Annotated in this window: 13 protein-coding genes; 1 reads left to right on the top strand and 12 read right to left on the bottom strand. The window is 65.2% G+C overall.

Translation table 11 applies throughout. From position 1 onward, the window contains the following. Positions 1-9: 9 nt before the first annotated feature. From tilS to tolQ, 9 genes are all read right to left on the bottom strand, one after another. Positions 10-1,080 carry a tRNA lysidine(34) synthetase TilS gene (gene tilS / locus BRAGE_RS0132500; RefSeq protein ID WP_027561055.1) on the bottom strand — a complete coding sequence of 357 codons (1,071 nt, stop codon included), beginning with the start codon at positions 1,078-1,080 and terminating at the stop codon, positions 10-12. Positions 1,081-1,144: 64 nt separating this feature from the next. Then, positions 1,145-2,224 (bottom strand): tol-pal system protein YbgF, encoded by a 1,080-nt coding sequence (gene ybgF / locus BRAGE_RS0132505; protein WP_027561056.1) that lies wholly within the window; start codon positions 2,222-2,224, stop codon positions 1,145-1,147. 188 nt (positions 2,225-2,412) lie between these two features. Then, the gene (gene pal, locus BRAGE_RS0132515) at positions 2,413-2,901 is read right to left on the bottom strand and encodes a peptidoglycan-associated lipoprotein Pal (RefSeq protein WP_027561057.1); all 489 of its coding nucleotides are present in this window, start codon (positions 2,899-2,901) and stop codon (positions 2,413-2,415) included. Between the two features lie 300 nt (positions 2,902-3,201). After that, on the bottom strand, positions 3,202-3,933 hold the full coding sequence (locus BRAGE_RS0132520) for an N-acyl amino acid synthase FeeM domain-containing protein (protein ID WP_027561058.1): 732 nt from the start codon (positions 3,931-3,933) through the stop codon (positions 3,202-3,204). A 177-nt stretch (positions 3,934-4,110) separates the two neighbouring features. Next, entirely contained in the window at positions 4,111-6,447 is a 2,337-nt protein-coding gene (locus BRAGE_RS0132525; protein ID WP_027561059.1) for a putative bifunctional diguanylate cyclase/phosphodiesterase, read from the bottom strand. Between the two features lie 255 nt (positions 6,448-6,702). Then, entirely contained in the window at positions 6,703-8,049 is a 1,347-nt protein-coding gene (tolB, locus tag BRAGE_RS0132530; RefSeq protein ID WP_035730331.1) for a Tol-Pal system beta propeller repeat protein TolB, read from the bottom strand. A 41-nt stretch (positions 8,050-8,090) separates the two neighbouring features. Further along, positions 8,091-9,050 (bottom strand): hypothetical protein, encoded by a 960-nt coding sequence (locus BRAGE_RS0132535; protein ID WP_027561061.1) that lies wholly within the window; start codon positions 9,048-9,050, stop codon positions 8,091-8,093. 4 nt (positions 9,051-9,054) lie between these two features. Next, positions 9,055-9,507, bottom strand: coding sequence for a protein TolR (tolR, locus tag BRAGE_RS0132540; protein ID WP_027561062.1), 453 nt, complete (start codon positions 9,505-9,507; stop codon positions 9,055-9,057). Positions 9,508-9,550: 43 nt separating this feature from the next. Further along, positions 9,551-10,267: a protein TolQ gene (gene tolQ, locus BRAGE_RS0132545; RefSeq protein ID WP_027561063.1), complete on the bottom strand. Its 717-nt coding sequence runs from the start codon at positions 10,265-10,267 to the stop codon at positions 9,551-9,553. 693 nt (positions 10,268-10,960) lie between these two features. Here tolQ and ggt point away from each other — a divergent pair. Continuing rightward, a complete protein-coding gene (gene ggt / locus BRAGE_RS0132550) occupies positions 10,961-12,667 on the top strand; it encodes a gamma-glutamyltransferase (RefSeq protein WP_035730333.1) in 1,707 nt (568 codons plus the stop codon). A gap of 89 nt (positions 12,668-12,756) precedes the next feature. On the opposite strand, the gene BRAGE_RS0132555 is transcribed toward ggt, so the two are convergent. From BRAGE_RS0132555 to BRAGE_RS50490, 3 genes are all read right to left on the bottom strand, one after another. Continuing rightward, positions 12,757-13,467, bottom strand: a complete 711-nt coding sequence (locus BRAGE_RS0132555; protein WP_027561065.1) for an SDR family NAD(P)-dependent oxidoreductase — start codon at positions 13,465-13,467, stop codon at positions 12,757-12,759. A 24-nt stretch (positions 13,468-13,491) separates the two neighbouring features. Continuing rightward, positions 13,492-14,259: a serine O-acetyltransferase gene (locus BRAGE_RS0132560; protein WP_027561066.1), complete on the bottom strand. Its 768-nt coding sequence runs from the start codon at positions 14,257-14,259 to the stop codon at positions 13,492-13,494. 90 nt (positions 14,260-14,349) lie between these two features. Beyond that, entirely contained in the window at positions 14,350-16,080 is a 1,731-nt protein-coding gene (locus tag BRAGE_RS50490) for an outer membrane protein (RefSeq protein ID WP_035730336.1), read from the bottom strand. Positions 16,081-16,206: the final 126 nt, after the last annotated feature.

Genomic DNA, 16,206 nt, shown 5'->3' on the forward strand with positions numbered 1-16,206 from the left:
GATCCGCTCTCACCGGCCTTTGGACCGCCGGGCCGGCGCCGGCGCGATGTGGATACGCCCCCCGGCAAGGCTGATCAAGGCTCCCGCAAGGGTCTGCTTCAGGATCGCACGGCCATTTGCGGGTGCACGGCGGCTTGCCGGCCGATCAGCGGCGATGGCCCGATCGAGCGCGGCCAGGAGGGTTTCGACCTTGCCGAGTTCCGCCGGCCCTTCATGACCGAGCGCGTCGATGGCCCGCAGCAGGAGCCGCAGCCGGACTTCCTCCGGAAGCAGGGCAAAGGCCGAAGCCTCGAAGCTTCGGCCAGCTGCCTGCGACGCATCGCCGCGATCCCGCAGGCGAAGGAAGCGCTCGGCGCCGTCGGCCAGCACCTCGACCGCCGCATTGGCGCGGGCGAGCCGGCTCGCAAGCCGCGCCAGGATGCGGGCATCGCCGCCCTCGGCCGCGAGCTGCGGCAGCAGCGCGCGCAGCCGCGGCCGGGTGAAATTCGCATCACGGTTGGTGGGATCGTCGGCGAAGCCGATCTTCGCCCGCCGCAACGTCGCGATCAGCTGCGACTTCGGCACGTCGAGCAGCGGGCGGGCCAGCACGATGCCGTCGCGCGTCGACAGACGCGCCATCGCCGACAATCCGGCCAATCCGCTGCCGCGCAGCATCCGCATCAGCAAAGTCTCGGCCTGGTCGTCACGGGTGTGGGCGGTCAGCACATGGCTCGCGCCGGCCTTGCGCGCGGTCTCGGCGAGGAGGCGGTAGCGGGCCTCGCGCGCCGCCGCGGGCAGTCCCGTCTTCGGCTTTTCGCCGCGCCAGCGCAGGGTCCGGTGCGGCAGGCCGAGCTCGGCCGCGAGCCGCTTGACCTCGCGCGCCTCGCGCGCGGCTTCCGGACGCAGGCCGTGATCGACGGTGACGACAAGGAGACGAGGAGCGCGCGAAAAGCTGCGCCGCCAGCGCGCCGCGAGCCACATCAGCGCAACCGAGTCAGGGCCGCCGGAAACCGCGAGCACCAGCGCGGGTGCGCTCTTCAGCCCGGCGAAGAGCTGCTTCGCCTCGCGCGCCGAGATCGGTGAATTGTCGTCGTCTGACATGACGCTGCAATCGTCCGCGGATGGATCGACTGTTTAGCGCAATGCCATCCGCTTTGTCAGCGGATCAGCACTTCACCCGCTTCTGCTCGCGGTCGACCGCGGCTTTGACGCCGGCCGAGGCGCGCGGATATTTGCGGCCGACCTCGCCGAAGGCGGCGCAGGCGGCTTCCTTCTCCTTCAGCGCCGCGAGCGACTGGCCGAGCCGCAGCAGTGCATCGGGCGCCTTGGCCGACTTGTCGTATTTGGTGGTGACGGCGAGGAAGGCCTCCGCGGAGTCCCGATATTGCTGGCGCTGGTAATAGCTCTCGCCGAGCCAGTATTGCGCATCGCCGAGCAGCGGGTCGCTCGGATATTTCTGCGCAAAATTCTTCATGGTCTGCTCGGCGAGCGCGTAGTCCTTGCGCTGCATGTAGCCGATGCCGAGGTCGAACTCGTCGCGCGGCGTTGCCGAGGGCGGCAGCGTCGTCAAGCCTGCGCCGCCTGATGGCGCGGGATAGCCCTGTTGCGCCGGGGGATAGCCGGGCTGTGCGGCCGGCGGCACACCCTGCTGGTAGCGCGGGCTGGTGTTGGCGAGATCGATCGGCTCGCCGGCGTTGCGGCCGCCGGGGGCGCCGACCTGACCGGTTGCCGGCATCGGCTGCTGGCCGCCGCCGAGCGCGCGCGGCGCACCGGGCGCGCTCGGGTTCTGGTTGGGGTCGAAGGCATCGCCGCGGCGGCGCGTGCCGGGGGCGCCGGGCGCCGGCTGCTCCTGAACGATCGGCGCGGGCGCAGCGCTCTGCGGCTGCTCGTACTTGGGCTGCGCCGCCTGCTGCTGCTGACGATAGGCAGGAGGAGCGATCTGCGCGGGCGGCGCGGCGGAGACATTGGGCTGGACCGGCGCCTGTCCGGGGGCGGCTTGCGCGCCGCCTTCGAGCGCACGCAGGCGCTCTTCGAGCTGGCGGTTGCGATATTGCAGCTCTTCGTTCTGGCCGGTGAGCTGGCGCAGCTGGTTCTCCAGCCGCTCGATCCGCATCTCGGGATCGTCATCCGACTGCGCCATGATCGACTGCGCCAGGACAGGCGAGCTCAAGACCACGGGCGAGCACAAGGAGAGCAGCGCGGCGATCGCCGCAGTGCCGGTAAGAACCTTAAATCTGGATGACATCTTGCCCTGACGACGAAAGCGAAATGGCCTGCGACGGAACCTTCGACGCGCCACACATTGAAGTGGAGTACGCCAAAAATGTGACTGCCACAAAGGGGTTTCTGTCACAGATCGCTGAAACGAAACCGGCGCCCGCGAGGGCGCCGGATCATCCAATTCTGAAGCTGAACGGCAGCTGACTGGACGCGTTACGAGCTCGCGTTCAGCACGGTGACGGCGCGCCGGTTCTGCGACCAGCAGGAGATGTCGTTACAGACGGCGACGGGCCGCTCCTTGCCGTAGGAGATCGTGCGCATGCGGTTCGGATCGATGCCGCGCGAGGCGAGGAACGAGCGCACCGACTGGGCGCGCCGGGCGCCGAGCGCGATGTTGTATTCGCGGGTGCCGCGCTCGTCGGCATGGCCCTCGATGGTGAAGGAGTAGCGCGGATAGGTCTGCAGCCACTGCGCCTGCTTCTCCAGGGTCACGATCGCCTGCGGGGTCAGATCGGTCTGGTCGCTCTCGAAGAACACGCGGTCGCCGACATTGACGACGAAGTCCTGCTGGCTGCCCGGCGTCGCCGCGCTTCCATTGGCGTCCATAGCCGCGTTCTTGTTGGCGCAGGCGCCCATCGACAGCGCGATTGCCACCACTGCGGCCAGCTTCAATCCCTGGAGGATACGCATAGGATAGTTCATTCCGGAGCCTCCACGCTCACGTTCGTCCACTGCTGTCCGGTCTACAGGGGGTTGGTTAAGCGAACGTTCCGTCAACCTTGACGGAACCTTGCTTCACACGGTCAAATGCCCCCAACCAGCGAAAAGCACCCATCATGGTTAATGGTTTGTAAATGTGGCGCGAGGGTGAAGGCAAGCCGCGCCGGCAAGCAAAATGCCGGGTTTTGCTGGAATTTTGGACAACAGAGGCCACGCGGCCACTTAATTCCGTGAAGACCCCCGGATGCCGTGAAGACCCCCGGGTCAGCCCGGGGACACGGCTCAAGCCGGACTGAGCGGCGCTGAAACCAGCATCGGCCGGGACACAGCCTGGCGCTGGCTGACACGGTCGAACAGCATCCGGCGCTCGAAAGCGCTCGAGCGCATGATCGGAAAGCGGGTCAGGACCCGCTCGCGGAGCGTCGCGAAATCCGAGGCCATCAGGACCACCTGGCGCGAATGCCAGCCCGGAAACGGCCGCGGCTCCGTGAGGGTCTCGTGCAGGAAGACGCGGCGATAGAACGCCTGGTGGTCCGTCCGCACCATCGCCAGGCCAAGATCGGCCTTGAAATGATCGCAGGCCAGATAAGCCAGCCGCAACGTCAGGTAGGGCAGTTCGTGAAAGCGCTGGCTCTTTTCGGGGTCCGCGGCAAACCGCGCCGGATCGACGAAAACCTCGCCGCGATCGAGCCGAGGGTGAAGAACGTCGCCGAACAATTCGGATGTGTAGGACATCCGCTGCTCAGACGTCAGGACGTGAAGGCGAAGAGAGCTACAGAGTTCGCCGTCGAGATAGATGCCGAAAATCCAGGCATTGGGCGATTCATCGTAGACGTCGACGATCCGCTGCGAGGCCGACGGCGAGATCAATCCGCCGTGCAGATAGGCCCGGTAGCGCATCTCGTAGAGGGCCTCTCGTTCCTCGGGAGTCTCGATGAGGCGGTAGTCGACCCGGTCGAACAGCCCTGCCCCCCGCATGTCCTGCGGTGCTCGCGGTTCGGCTCCTGACTTCATCTGGTACTCCCGACACTGCAAGCAACTTCCGCGAGTGCAGGGGAAGATTAATGAGTCCTTAATAGAATTGCAAAGGATTCGGGCCTTTACGGTTAACTTCCAGGCCCCGCAAGACTCCGGGGGAGTGCCAGAAACATACTGGAAACACAGGAGAAAACAGGAGGGCTGCGCGCGCCGCTAGGCGAAGGAGCGCGAGGAGATCGAAACGATCTGCGCGTCCGCGATGCGGCGGCCATGCGAGGCGTCGAGCAGCTGACGGATCCGGATCGCCGGCACGGGCCGGCTGAACAGGTAGCCCTGCCCTTCGGAGACGGTGCCGTCGGCGCTGATCAGCTCGAGCTGCTCGTTGGTCTCGATGCCCTCGACCACGACCGACATGCCGAGATCGGCGGACAGCCGCGCCACGCCGCGCAGCAGCGTCAGCGGACGATCGGTGTCGATCCCTTCCAGGAAGGAGCGGTCGATCTTGACCTTCTGCATCGGGAAATTGTGCAGGTAGCTGAGGCTGGAATAGCCGGTGCCGAAATCATCGAGCGAGATGCGCACGCCGAGCGCATGCAATTGCGACAGGATGTCGTGGGTGAGCTGGGTGTTGCGCAGCAGTGACGATTCGGTGATCTCGATCTCGAGACGATGCGCCGGCAGGCCTGAGACCTCCAGCGCATAGCGGATCTCGCTCAGCACGTCGCGCTGGTGGAATTGCTGCGGCGAGAAGTTGACGGCGACGCTGACGCCGTCCGGCCACTTCATGCATTCCATGCAGGCGCGGCGCAGGATCCAGCGGCCGAGATCGACGATCAGCCCCATGTCCTCGGCGACCGGGATGATGTCGACCGGCGAGACCGTGCCGCGCACCGGATGATTCCAGCGCAGCAGCGCCTCGCAGGTGGTGATCTTGCCGGACTTGAGGTTGACCAGCGGCTGGTAGAACAGCTCGAACTCCTCGTTGGCGAGCGCCTTGCGCAGGTCGAGCTCGAGGATGCGGCGCGCCTCGACGGTGGCCGCCATCTCGTCGCGGAAGAAGCAGAAAGTGCCGCGGCCGTCGGCCTTGGCTCGGTAGAGCGCCATGTCGGCGTTCTTCAAGAGCGTATCGGCACTCGCACCTTCCGGCGAGGTCAACGCGATGCCGACGCTCGCGCCGATCTCGACCAGATGATTGTCGATGCGGTAGCGCTCGCTCAGGCGTTCGACGATGCGGCGCGCGAGGGCAGCGGCATCCTCCGGCGCAGTGAGGTTCTGCTGGAACACGACGAACTCGTCGCCGCCGAAGCGCGCGACGAAATCCTCCGGCCGCAGCATCTCGCGCAGGCGATTGGCAACGGCGCAGAGCAGCTGGTCGCCGCAGGGATGGCCGAGCGTGTCGTTGACCTGCTTGAACTGGTCGAGATCGATGAACAGCAGCGCCGACAGACGCTCGGCCGAATGCGAGGCCGCCAGCAGGCATTCGATCTCGTTGCGGAAGTGGACGCGGTTGGGAAGCGCTGTCAGCTCGTCGTAGCGGGCGAGATGGGTGATCTTGGCCTCGGCGTTGCGCCGCTCGGTGACGTCCTCGAGCAGCACCACCGCGCCTCCATCGGCCATCGGCTGGACGGTCCAGGACAACGACCGGTTTCTCTGCGCGTCGGGATCGACGGTCACGATCTCCTTCGCCCGCGAACTCTCGATTTCGGCGACGATCGTCTCGCCGCTCGCAGCCGATATGGAGCCGGAGGAGACGCACGCCGCCACGATGTCGCGCGCGCTGACGCCGCTGCGAACGAGCGTGTCGGGCAGGTCCAGCATTTCGCCGAACCGGTGATTCATCACCGCGAGCTGCCTGTCGACGCCGAACATGCACAGGCCGTGCGGCATGTTGTTCAGCGCGGTGTCGAACTGGCCGGCGAGTGCCGCCTCGCGTTCGCGCGCCACGACCGCCCGCATGAAGATTTTGTGCAGGTTGGCGGAGAGCTGCATGATCGCCAGCAGGAACGCGGCGCTCACGATCGACATCGCCACGTAATAGGGCGTGGCGTGCCATGCCAGCGCCACGACCGCCGGCGCGAACATGAGCGCAGCCTGCAGATGGTAGATCGACGGACGGCCGTAAGCCCTCCCCGCACCCCCGCCGACAATCCCTGTGGTGATGGACAGCGCGATCATGTGGACGACGGCGTCGTCGGTGCTCACCAGAGCGAGGGCGCACCACGTTCCAATCGCAGCAGCCTGGATCACCGCGCCGACCAGATAGCGCTTCTGCCAGAGCGCAGCTTCTTCGGGGGTCAGGCTCGATTTGCGAGGCAAAAATCGCCACAGATCGAACAGGCGGATCGCTCCGGCCAGTATGATCAGGCCCAGGGTTGCCCAGGTCAGGAGCTGCCCGGTTCTCAGCGCGGTGATGGCCGCTCCGATCGCCACGAAGATGATTCCGGCAAGCAGCGGACCGGGGGCCTCGAAGAGAGAATCGATCTGCGCGGTCGACGCCTTCGGCGCGGCCTGTCCCCGATCGGGTTCTCCGGTCTGGCTTGCGAACTGCATCTGGTTTGTACGCGCGTCCTGTTTGACGCGTACTTTTACTCAGACCAGATGAAGTCTTTCTGAGGGAACATCGTTAAAGTCGAGTTGTTTTTCGGCAATAACGAATCTATTTCCGCTTATATATCAAGCAGCTAGGCAAGCGTTGCCGAGCACAAGGTAAAGGAACACTTGCCTTGCGCGGGCGACGCGAAAAAATCGGCGCTTTTTTTCGAAAACATCGCGCGTCTGAACGCGCGATGTCTTAGCCGCGTATCCTCATTGGCCGGCGGTCGAGGACAGCAGCGGCGACCACGCCGGATCGGAGGCGAAGCCCGGCGTCGGCACCTTCAGCTCGTTGCGGCCGGAAATGTCGACGGAGTACAGCGACGGTCCGGCATTGCCGCCGGGATCGCGGAAGAACATCAAGACGCGGCCGTTCGGCGAGAAGGTCGGACCCTCATTGTGGAAGCCGGAGGTGAGCAGCCGTTCGCCGCTGCCATCCGGCTTCATGACGCCGATCGAGAACTGTCCGCCGCCCTGCCGGGTGAAGGCGATGTAATCGCCCTTCGGCGACCACACCGGCGTCGAATAGCTGGCGTTGGTGTCGTCCTTGGAGAAGGAGATGCGCTGCGCCGGTCCCCCGCCCGCACCCATCACATAGATCTGCGACCTGCCGCCACGATCGGATTCGAAGCAGATGCGGGTGCCATCCGGCGAGTAGGACGGAGACGTGTCGATCGCCGGCGTGTCGGTGAGGCGCGTGGTCGAACGCGAGCGCAGATCCATCACGAACAGGTTGGAATTGCCGCCCTGCTGCAGGCTCATGATGACGCGCTGGCCGTCCGGGGAGAAGCGCGGCGCAAACGTCATGCCGGGGAAGTTGCCGACGATCTCACGCTGGCCGGTCTCGATGTTGAAGAGATAGACCTTCGGATCGCCCTGGCCGAACTCCATGTAGGTGATCTCTTGCGAGTTCGGCGAGAAACGCGGCGTCAGCACGAGATCAGAGCCGCGGGTGAGGTACCGCACATTGGCGCCGTCCTGGTCCATCATGGCGAGCCGCTTGACGCGGCGCTCCTTTGGGCCGGTCTCGTCGACGAACACGACGCGGCTGTCGAAATAGCCCTTCTCGCCGGTCATCCGTTCGTAGATCTGGTCGGAGATGATGTGGGCGATGCGGCGCCAATATTCCGGCGAGGTGAAATATTGCTGCCCCGTGAGTTGCTGGCCGGAAACGACGTCCCAGAGGCGGAACTCGGCCTTGAGACGGCCGTCCGGCTGCCGCGTCATGCGGCCGGTGACGAGGGCCTGCGCGTTGATGGTCTTCCAGTTCTGGAATTGCGGCGCCACGTCGATGTTGCTGATGCGCTCGATGAAAGCGGCCTGGTCGATCGGCGCGAACAGGCCCGAGCGCTTCAGGTTGTTGGTGATGACCTGCGTCACGCCGTTGCCGACGTCGCCGTCGGACGGCGAGCCCGGCACGAAATTGGAGATCGCGATCGGAATCGGCTGGAATTCGGTGGGATCGATGCGCAGCCGCGGCTGGCTCTGCGCGAAGGCGTATCCGCCCCCGAGCATCGCGAGCGTCGACCCGGTCAGGGTCATGAAGCGGCGGCGGTTCATCGATCGAGCGTCATTCATTGCAAAATTCTTTTGTTCGGATGTCACAACATGTCTTTCAGGCCGAAAGTCATCGGAATGAGCTTCCAGCTGTCGTATTGCTGCTTCGGCATGAACGAATAGACCTGGCACTGCACGATGGCGCGCTTGGCGCTCTCCGCCACCGCCTGCGCGATCGAGCGCGACGGTCCCCTCACCGCCACGACGATCGGCTCGGACGCGAGCGACCCGTCGATCTTCATGGGAATGTCGATGTCGGCTTCGTACTGATCCGCATCCTGCCCGTTATAGGTGGGTGTAAAGCAGCGCTTGACCGCACCCTGGAACGCACCGCGCCAGGTCGCGACGTTGTTGGCGGCGGTCCCGGTTGCCGCTCCCAGCGACGCCGATGCATTCAGCGTGGAGCCGGCGAGCTCATGCCGGGTCGCGGAGCGCTTGTCGAGATCGCGCTGGATCTGCGCAGGATCGAAGGTGCGCTCCTTGGGCTTCGGCTGCTGCTGCGGCTGCACCGCCGCGACCTTCTGCTCCACGGGCTTCGGCGGCGGCTTCTTCGTCTCCAGCTTCTTCTGGAGCTCGGCGATCGGATCTTCCTTGGCCGGATCAGGCTTCTTCTCCTGCGGCTTCGGCTCTTCCTTCGGCTTCGTCTCGGCGACGGGCTTGGGCGGATCGGGTTTCTTCTCGACCGGCTTCTCGACAGGCTTCGGAGGCGTATCGGGGGTCGAGTTGGTCTTGATCAGCTCTTTCTTCTCGGTGACCTTGCCGACGGCGTCCTCTTCCGGCTTGGCTTCCGCGATCTTCTCGACCTTGGGCTTCAGCTCTTCCTTCTTGCCGGTCTTCTGTCCCGCCATCATCTTGGCAAGCTGATCGGTGGAGATGATATCGATCGGAAGCGACTCTTCCGGCGCGATGTAGGCCTTGCTGCTAAAGGTGACGAGGCCCCATCCCAGCACGAGGACATGGAGGGCAATCGACGCAACGAGTGTCTTGTCGACCTTCACCTTCACCGGCCTAGGACCCCTGATCCGCTTCCGTGACGAGCGCCAGCTTCTTGAATCCGGCTCCCGACAGCAGCCCCATCACCTTGGCCACCGTGCCGTAATCCGCCTTCTTGTCGGCGCGCAGATAGATGCGCTCCTCGAGCCCGCCGCGCGCATCCGTGATCGCCTTCAGCTTCGGCACCAGCTCGTTGAGCGCGATCTCCTGGTCGTTGATGAACACCTTGCCCTTGATGTCGACCGACATCTGGATCGGCTTCTGGTCGTTCTGCTCGAGGCTCTTGGCCTGGGTCTGCGGCAGATCGAGCGGCACACCGACGGTGAGCAGTGGCGCCGACACCATGAAGATGATGAGCAGCACCAGCATCACGTCGACCATCGGGGTGACGTTGATCTCGGCCATGACCGGCTTGCGCCGGCTGCGGCGCCCACCGCTGCCGGACGAACTCGCGACGTTCATGCCCATGGTCTGGTGCCCAAATTGCCCTTCACACTATACATGCCGTCCGTCAGCCCCGCTCGTCGATCTGACGCGACAGGATGGCTGAAAATTCATCGGCGAAACCCTCGAGCCGCTGCGCCTGCCGGTTCACCTCGGAAGTGAACTTATTGTAGAAAATAGTGGCAGGAATGGCGGCGATAAGGCCGACCGCGGTCGCAAACAGCGCCTCCGCGATGCCCGGGGCCACCACCGCCAGAGAGGTATTTTTCGAGGCCGCGATCGACTGGAAGCTCGACATGATGCCCCAGACCGTGCCGAACAGGCCGACGAAGGGCCCGGCGGAGCCGACGGTGGCGAGCACCAAGAGCCGGCGTTCCAGCCGCTCGACCTCGCGCGCGATCGAGACGTTCATGACCTTGTCGATGCGCATCTGAAGGCCGGCGACCGAGCGGGCGTGGCTCTCGAACGAGCGCTTCCACTCGCGCATCGCCGCGACGAAGCAGGCGGCCATGGAATGCGTCGGCTTGGCCGAGAGGGTGCGGTAGAGCTCCTCGATCGACTCGCCGGACCAGAACGCCTGCTCGAAGCGGTCCATCGAGCGGCGGGTGCGGGAAAACAGGAAGATCTTGTCGATGGCGATCGCCCAGACCCAGACCGAGCAGGACAGAAGCCCCAGCATGACCCCCTTCACGATCCAGTGAGCCTGCCAGAACAGCGCGATCAGCGACACGTCCGCGGAAGCGGCAACCGGAAGGGCTGACTGAGCCACGTCGGCCGGATTCATAAGCAGTATCCTCTCAAGGCGATCGTTACCTGATGTCCGTGACAGCAAATGGCTGCCGGTTCCCCAATTGCCGCGCTAGCACCGGCGCGGCGGCAAGCCCGCTCAAAGCCTTGTCTGTCTGGGGTGCAGGGGCTGGTCCAAAGCCGGCCGCCTGCATTCCCTGCCAAGATGTCAAAACTATGGGCCTCGACGTCGGGCTTTGGGCGCGATTGTCCATGAATACCAGACCCCGCCGATGGTTAATGCCGGGTTACCAGGCGCGAATTTGGCTGCGGGAATGGTAGGCAGCGCAGGGGGATGGCCGTCTCGGCGCGGCGGGCGGCAGTATTTGGCCAGCGTGGGGTCCAAGGCTGCCAGCTACGTGGGAGGTCAGTTCCCTCCCCCCCTGCGGGGGGAGGGTTAGGGAGAGGGGTGCCACACCGGGATTCTCTCCGTGACCGAGAAATCGGATGCGCACTACGGACACACCTTTTCCTGGGCCACCCCTCTCCCCCGCCCTCCCCCGCAAGGGGGGAGGGAGCGCGGGATGCGCCTCGGCAGGCAATCGTTCATTCGATCAGGCTGCCGTCCGCGGTCGATTTGCCCGACAAGTTCCGCCTGATAGGCTGCGCCCGCATCAACCAACAAGGGCCGGGACAGCCGGCCTCGCCAGGGGAGCACGCCGTGCAAAATCCGGGAACAAGCCTGCGGTGGATGACTGCCGCGATCGTATCGGTCAGCCTCGTCACGTTCAGCCCGGCGCGCGCCGCGTCGGTCGCGCCGGTCGCCGCCGAAAACGGCATGGTGGTATCCGCGCAGCATCTGGCGACCCAGGTGGGTGTCGATGTGCTGAAGCGCGGCGGCAATGCCGTCGATGCCGCCGTGGCCGTCGGCTATGCCCTGGCCGTCGTCTATCCGGCGGCCGGCAATCTCGGCGGCGGCGGCTTCATGACGATCAATCTCGCCGACGGCCGCAAGACCTTCCTCGATTTCCGCGAGACCGCGCCCAGGGGCGCGACCGCCAACATGTATCTCGACAAGGACGGCAACGTCATCAAGGGCATCTCGACCAAGGGGCATCTGGCCGTGGGCGTGCCGGGATCCGTCTCCGGGATGGAATATGCGCGCGAAAAATACGGCACCATGAAGCGCGCCGACCTGCTCGCCCCCGCAATCCAGCTCGCCGAGCAGGGCTTTGCACTGGACCAGGGCGACATCGATTTGTTGCGCACCGCCACCGCGGATTTTCGCGACGATCCCGCGTCGGCCGCGATCTTCCTCAACAACGGTCAGCCGTTCCAGGTGGGCGAAAAGCTGGTGCAATCGGAGCTCGCCAAGACCTTGCGCGAGATCAGCAGCAAGGGCACCGACGGCTTCTATAAAGGCTGGGTCGGCGGCGCCATCGTGGCCTCGAGCCAGGCCGGCAAAGGTCTAATCACGCAGGACGACCTCGACACCTACAAGACGCGCGAGCTCGCGCCTGTCGAGTGCGACTATCGCGGCTATCACGTGATTTCCGCGCCGCCACCGAGCTCGGGCGGCGTCATCATCTGCGAGATCCTGAACATCCTGGAAGGCTATCCGCTGAAGGAGCTGGGCTACCACTCTGCAGCGGCCGTGCACGTGCAGATCGAGGCCATGCGGCACGCTTACGTCGACCGCAACAGCTATCTCGGCGATCCGGACTTCGTGAAGAATCCGCTCGACCGTCTGCTCGACAAGAATTATGCGGCCAAGGTCCGCGCCGTGATCGATCCGAACAAGGCTGGCGTATCCAAGGACATCAAGCCGGGCGTCGCGCCGCACGAGGGCAGCAACACGACGCACTATTCGATCGCGGACAAGGACGGCAACGCGGTCTCGGTGACATACACGCTGAACGACTGGTTCGGCGCCAAGGTCACGGCGGCCAAGACCGGCGTGCTGCTGAACGATGAAATGGACGACTTCACGGCCAAGGTCGGCGTACCGAACCTTTATGGCCTGGTCCAGGGCGAGGCGAATGCCATTGCTCCCGGCAAGCGGCCGCTGTCCTCGATGAGCCCGACCATCGTCACCAAGGACGGCAAGACCGTCATGGTGGTGGGCACGCCCGGCGGCAGCCGCATCATCACGGCCGTGTTGCAGACCATGATCAACGCGATCGACTACGGCATGAACGCGCAGGAATCCGTCGACATGCCGCGCATCCACCAGCAATGGCTGCCTGATCTGACCAATGTCGAGACCTATGCGCTGTCACCGGACACGCAGAAGATCCTGGAAGGGATGGGCCACAAGTTCGGCCCGCCGCAGCCGGCGAACCATCTCGCGGTGATCGTCGTCGGCGCGCCGTCACTGAGCGGCGAGCGGGTCGGCAACAATCGCTATTACGGTGCGAACGACCCGCGCCGCAACTCGGGACTGGCGGCGGGGTATTGAAAGGGTGAAATGGCGAGTGGCGAATAGCGAGTGGTGATTAACAAAGAGGCGGCCTCCATTCGCCACTCCCAATTCGCCATTCGCTCGCTTCACCACTTCTCCTTCGAGGTCCGCACGTCGAGCTCGAACGACCAGGCGCGTTCGGGCTGGCGGTAGAGGAAAGTGAAGGCATCGACGATGCCTTCGATGTCGATCAGGCTGTCCTCGCGGCCGGCCGCGTCCGGAAAGCGCGAAAAGATCTTGTCGCCGGCGATGGCGCCATCGACCACGACGTGGCCGACATGGATGCCGTCGGCCGCGTATTCCTTGGCCATCGCCTGCGCCAGCGTGCGTAAGGCCGCCTTGGACGAGTTGAAGGCACCGTAGCCGGAGCGCCCGCGCAGCGAGGCGCTGGCGCCGGTGAAGAGCAGCGTGCCTGATTTCTTCGGCACCATGCGGCGGACCGCCTCGCGGCCGAACAGGAAGCCGCCAAAGCACACGACGCGCCAGGCGTTTTCGAAATAGTCGGCGTCCATCTCGATGATCTTGCCGGGCGTGTTGTTGCCGGCGTTGTAGATGGCGAGGTCGAGGTCGTCGCCGGCGGCATCGAACAGAGCGACGATGTCGTGCTCGCTGGTCGCGTCCGCGACGACAGGCACGGCCGCGCCGCCCGCGCTGGTGATATCGTCCGCAACCGCCTGCAGCGCGGACAGCGTCCGGCCCGCGACGATCACCTTGAGGCCGTCAGCCGCAAAGCGCTTGCAGAGCCGGGCTCCGAGCCCGCGGTCCGGGCCGACGCCGATCACGATTGCCGTCTTCATGGGACTCTCCAAAGCTTGATGGGATCACGCCGCCGAGGCGGGCTCGGGGAAGTTCGTCAGCCGCGCGGGATTGCCGACCGCGGTGCAGCCGGCGGGAATGTCTGACGTCACGACCGCATCGGCACCGATCCTGGCAAAGTCGCCGATGCTGATGTCGCCGAGAATGGTCGCGCCGCCGCCGATATAGACGCCGCGGCCGATGCGCGGCGAGCGCGCCGGCAGTTCACTATGGCGGCCAATGCTGACGTTCTGGAGGATGGTGACCTCGTCGGCGATCACGACATTGGCACCGATCACGATGCCGGTGGCGTGGTCGAGATAGACCGACGATCCGATGCTGGCGGCCGGATGAATGCTGATTTGCAAGACGTTCGACGCCTCGTTCTGAAACAGCAGCGCCGCGTCGCGATGGTCATGACGCCACAGCCAGTTCGAGACGCGCCAGGCCTGCAGCGCGACATAACCCTTGTAGTGCAGCAGTGGCGGCAGCAAATCGGCGATGGCGGGATCGCGGAGCGCGATGGCCCTGAGATCACGGGCGGCGGCTTCGATCACACTAGGCTCGCCGTGAAAGGCGTCGCGCGAAAAGGACGTGAAACGCGCGCACTCGGTGGCGCTGCCGCCAAGCCGCTGCCCGGCCAGATCGGCCAGGGCGGCAGCGAAATCGTCATGGGCGAGGATGCTGCCCGCAAGCGCCTGGCCGAACACGGGATCGGCGGCGGCCGCGCGCTGCGCCTCGCTGCGGACCTTCTGCCAGAGATCGTCGCTCGCCTTGGTCGCAGCTTCCGCCATCGCCGCCTCCGGTCCCGCCTGCGTTCGCACCGGCAGATATAGGCGGTCCCTCGACGAGCGCCAGTCACCAAGACATAGCCTGTCCGGTCCTCAGTTGAACCGGTAGGCGATGCCGAACGTCGCCATGTGGCTCTGCGATCGCACGGAATTCGTTGTGTTCTGGGTCCCGAAGCAGTTGACGGTCTGAATACCGAATACGGGGTCATTGATGGTGGCGCTGCCGTTGCAATCGCGGGTCTGCGAGAAGCGGGCGGTGCCGAAATCGGCATAGCGATACTCGCCGCGCAGGATCCAGTTTTCGGTGAGCTTCATCTCGCCGCCACCGCCGACCGTGAAGCCGGTGCGGATCGTGGACTGCTTGATGATCGCCGGCGAGAGCAGGCCGGCGGTGCAGGCGCCGACCTCAGAGGCGACGAAGCCCGGCGCCGTGAACAGAGGCTTCAGGGCCGTATCGCAGTTCGAGGTCTGCTCCAGGCTCATCCAGGCCGCGCCGCCGGTGAGATAGGCGAGGAAGGCCGGATTGACGAAGTAGCCGACCCGCGCGCGGATGCTCGCGTCCCATTTGGTGCGGATACTGAAGCTGTCGTTCAGCCCGCCGCTGCCGCCGACGATGCCGCCGGGCAGATACCTGCCAGACACCGAGCTCTGGCGATCGGCCCAGCCAAAATCGCCTTCGACGCCGAGCAGCCATTTCGGATCGAACTGCCAGTTGTAGCCGACATAGGGGCTGAGCCGCGCGCTGCTCGTATCGAAATGATCGGTCAGGAAGCAGTCGCCGCACCCGCCCAGCAAGTTGAACGGCGGGAAGCCCGTCGAGGTAAAGGTGGCCGCATCGTTGCTGGAGCTGACCTGGTTCGCGCGGATGCCGGCGCCGACGCCGAGATAGGCGCCGCTCCAGGACGCAGCCGACGGCGCCGCCGCGTAAGCTGCCAGAGCCGTCACGCCCGGCGCATTACCGAACTTGTAGGCCAGGCCGAACGTTGCGGTGTGGGTCTTCAGCGACGTGTCGTAGCTGACCGTCTGCACGCCCGCTGCGGCGGTCCGGATATCGGTGTTGGAGAAATGTCCGTAGTCGGCAAAGCGATACTCGGCACGGGCGATCCAGTTCGGCCACAGCATCGCCTCGATGCCGGCGCCAACCGTGTAGCCGAGCTGGGTCCGGCTGTTGGTGATGGTTGCCGGCGCCAGTCCAAGGCCGGGCACGCAGGCGCCGTCGGCGCTCAGGAGCGTGCTGCAATTCGATGTGGTCTCGACATGGATCCAGGAGGGACCGGCCGTTCCGTACAGCAGCACGGCGGGATCGACCAGATAGCCGGCACGGCCGCGGATGCTCGCATCCCAAGTCGTCTTGAGCGCAAACGAGTTGGACGTCGACGCGCCGCCGTCGAATGGCGTTGCCGGATAGGCTGCGCCAAAGATCCGCGTGGTCTGGTCGGCATAGGCCACATCGCCTTCCAGGCCGAGAACCGTGCGTCCGATCTGCCAGTTATAGCCAAGGTAAGGGCTGATGCGGAATGCAGTGCCGTTGAAGGACCGTCCCGTCACGCACGGCAGGCCGGCGAAACAGTCGCCGGCAACGAACATGTTCTGCAGCACAAGAGGCGCGGTCGTGTCGGTTGCCGAATTGACGTTGACGCTGGATTCGCTTGCGCGGAATCCGAGGCCGGCGCCGACGTAGAAACCACCCCAGGCTTCGATCGCCGCGGGCGCCTTGAAGATCGGCGCCTTGATCGGCAGATCGGCCGCGTTGGCCGCGTTGGCCGCGGAAACGGCCAGCAAACCAGCAAGAGCAGTCAAGGTCAGGCGCAGAAGTCGTGTCATTGCATTCCCATTCCAATCCGGGCCGCAGGACCCGCATTGGAGCTGTACAGGGGCGAGGCCAGCGCGACTTGGAGAGGACACGACTTGCGGCTGGGACTGGGCGCGACTGGGCGCGCTATTTGGCGC

Origin of the sequence: Bradyrhizobium genosp. SA-4 str. CB756 (genome assembly GCF_000473125.1) — a bacterium.
Lineage (GTDB): Bacteria > Pseudomonadota > Alphaproteobacteria > Rhizobiales > Xanthobacteraceae > Bradyrhizobium > Bradyrhizobium arachidis.

Bases quoted from the DNA above. Each gene is read 5' to 3' on its own strand.
- tilS (WP_027561055.1), bottom strand. From the start codon at position 1,080: ATGTCAGACGACGACAATTCACCGATCTCGGCGCGCGAGGCGAAGCAG.
- ybgF (WP_027561056.1), bottom strand. From the start codon at position 2,224: ATGTCATCCAGATTTAAGGTTCTTACCGGCACTGCGGCGATCGCCGCG.
- pal (WP_027561057.1), bottom strand. From the start codon at position 2,901: ATGAACTATCCTATGCGTATCCTCCAGGGATTGAAGCTGGCCGCAGTG.
- BRAGE_RS0132520 (WP_027561058.1), bottom strand. From the start codon at position 3,933: ATGAAGTCAGGAGCCGAACCGCGAGCACCGCAGGACATGCGGGGGGCA.
- BRAGE_RS0132525 (WP_027561059.1), bottom strand. From the start codon at position 6,447: ATGCAGTTCGCAAGCCAGACCGGAGAACCCGATCGGGGACAGGCCGCG.
- tolB (WP_035730331.1), bottom strand. From the start codon at position 8,049: ATGAACCGCCGCCGCTTCATGACCCTGACCGGGTCGACGCTCGCGATG.
- tolR (WP_027561062.1), bottom strand. From the start codon at position 9,507: ATGGGCATGAACGTCGCGAGTTCGTCCGGCAGCGGTGGGCGCCGCAGC.
- tolQ (WP_027561063.1), bottom strand. From the start codon at position 10,267: ATGAATCCGGCCGACGTGGCTCAGTCAGCCCTTCCGGTTGCCGCTTCC.
- ggt (WP_035730333.1), top strand. From the start codon at position 10,961: ATGACTGCCGCGATCGTATCGGTCAGCCTCGTCACGTTCAGCCCGGCG.
- BRAGE_RS0132555 (WP_027561065.1), bottom strand. From the start codon at position 13,467: ATGAAGACGGCAATCGTGATCGGCGTCGGCCCGGACCGCGGGCTCGGA.
- BRAGE_RS0132560 (WP_027561066.1), bottom strand. From the start codon at position 14,259: ATGGCGGAAGCTGCGACCAAGGCGAGCGACGATCTCTGGCAGAAGGTC.
- BRAGE_RS50490 (WP_035730336.1), bottom strand. From the start codon at position 16,080: ATGACACGACTTCTGCGCCTGACCTTGACTGCTCTTGCTGGTTTGCTG.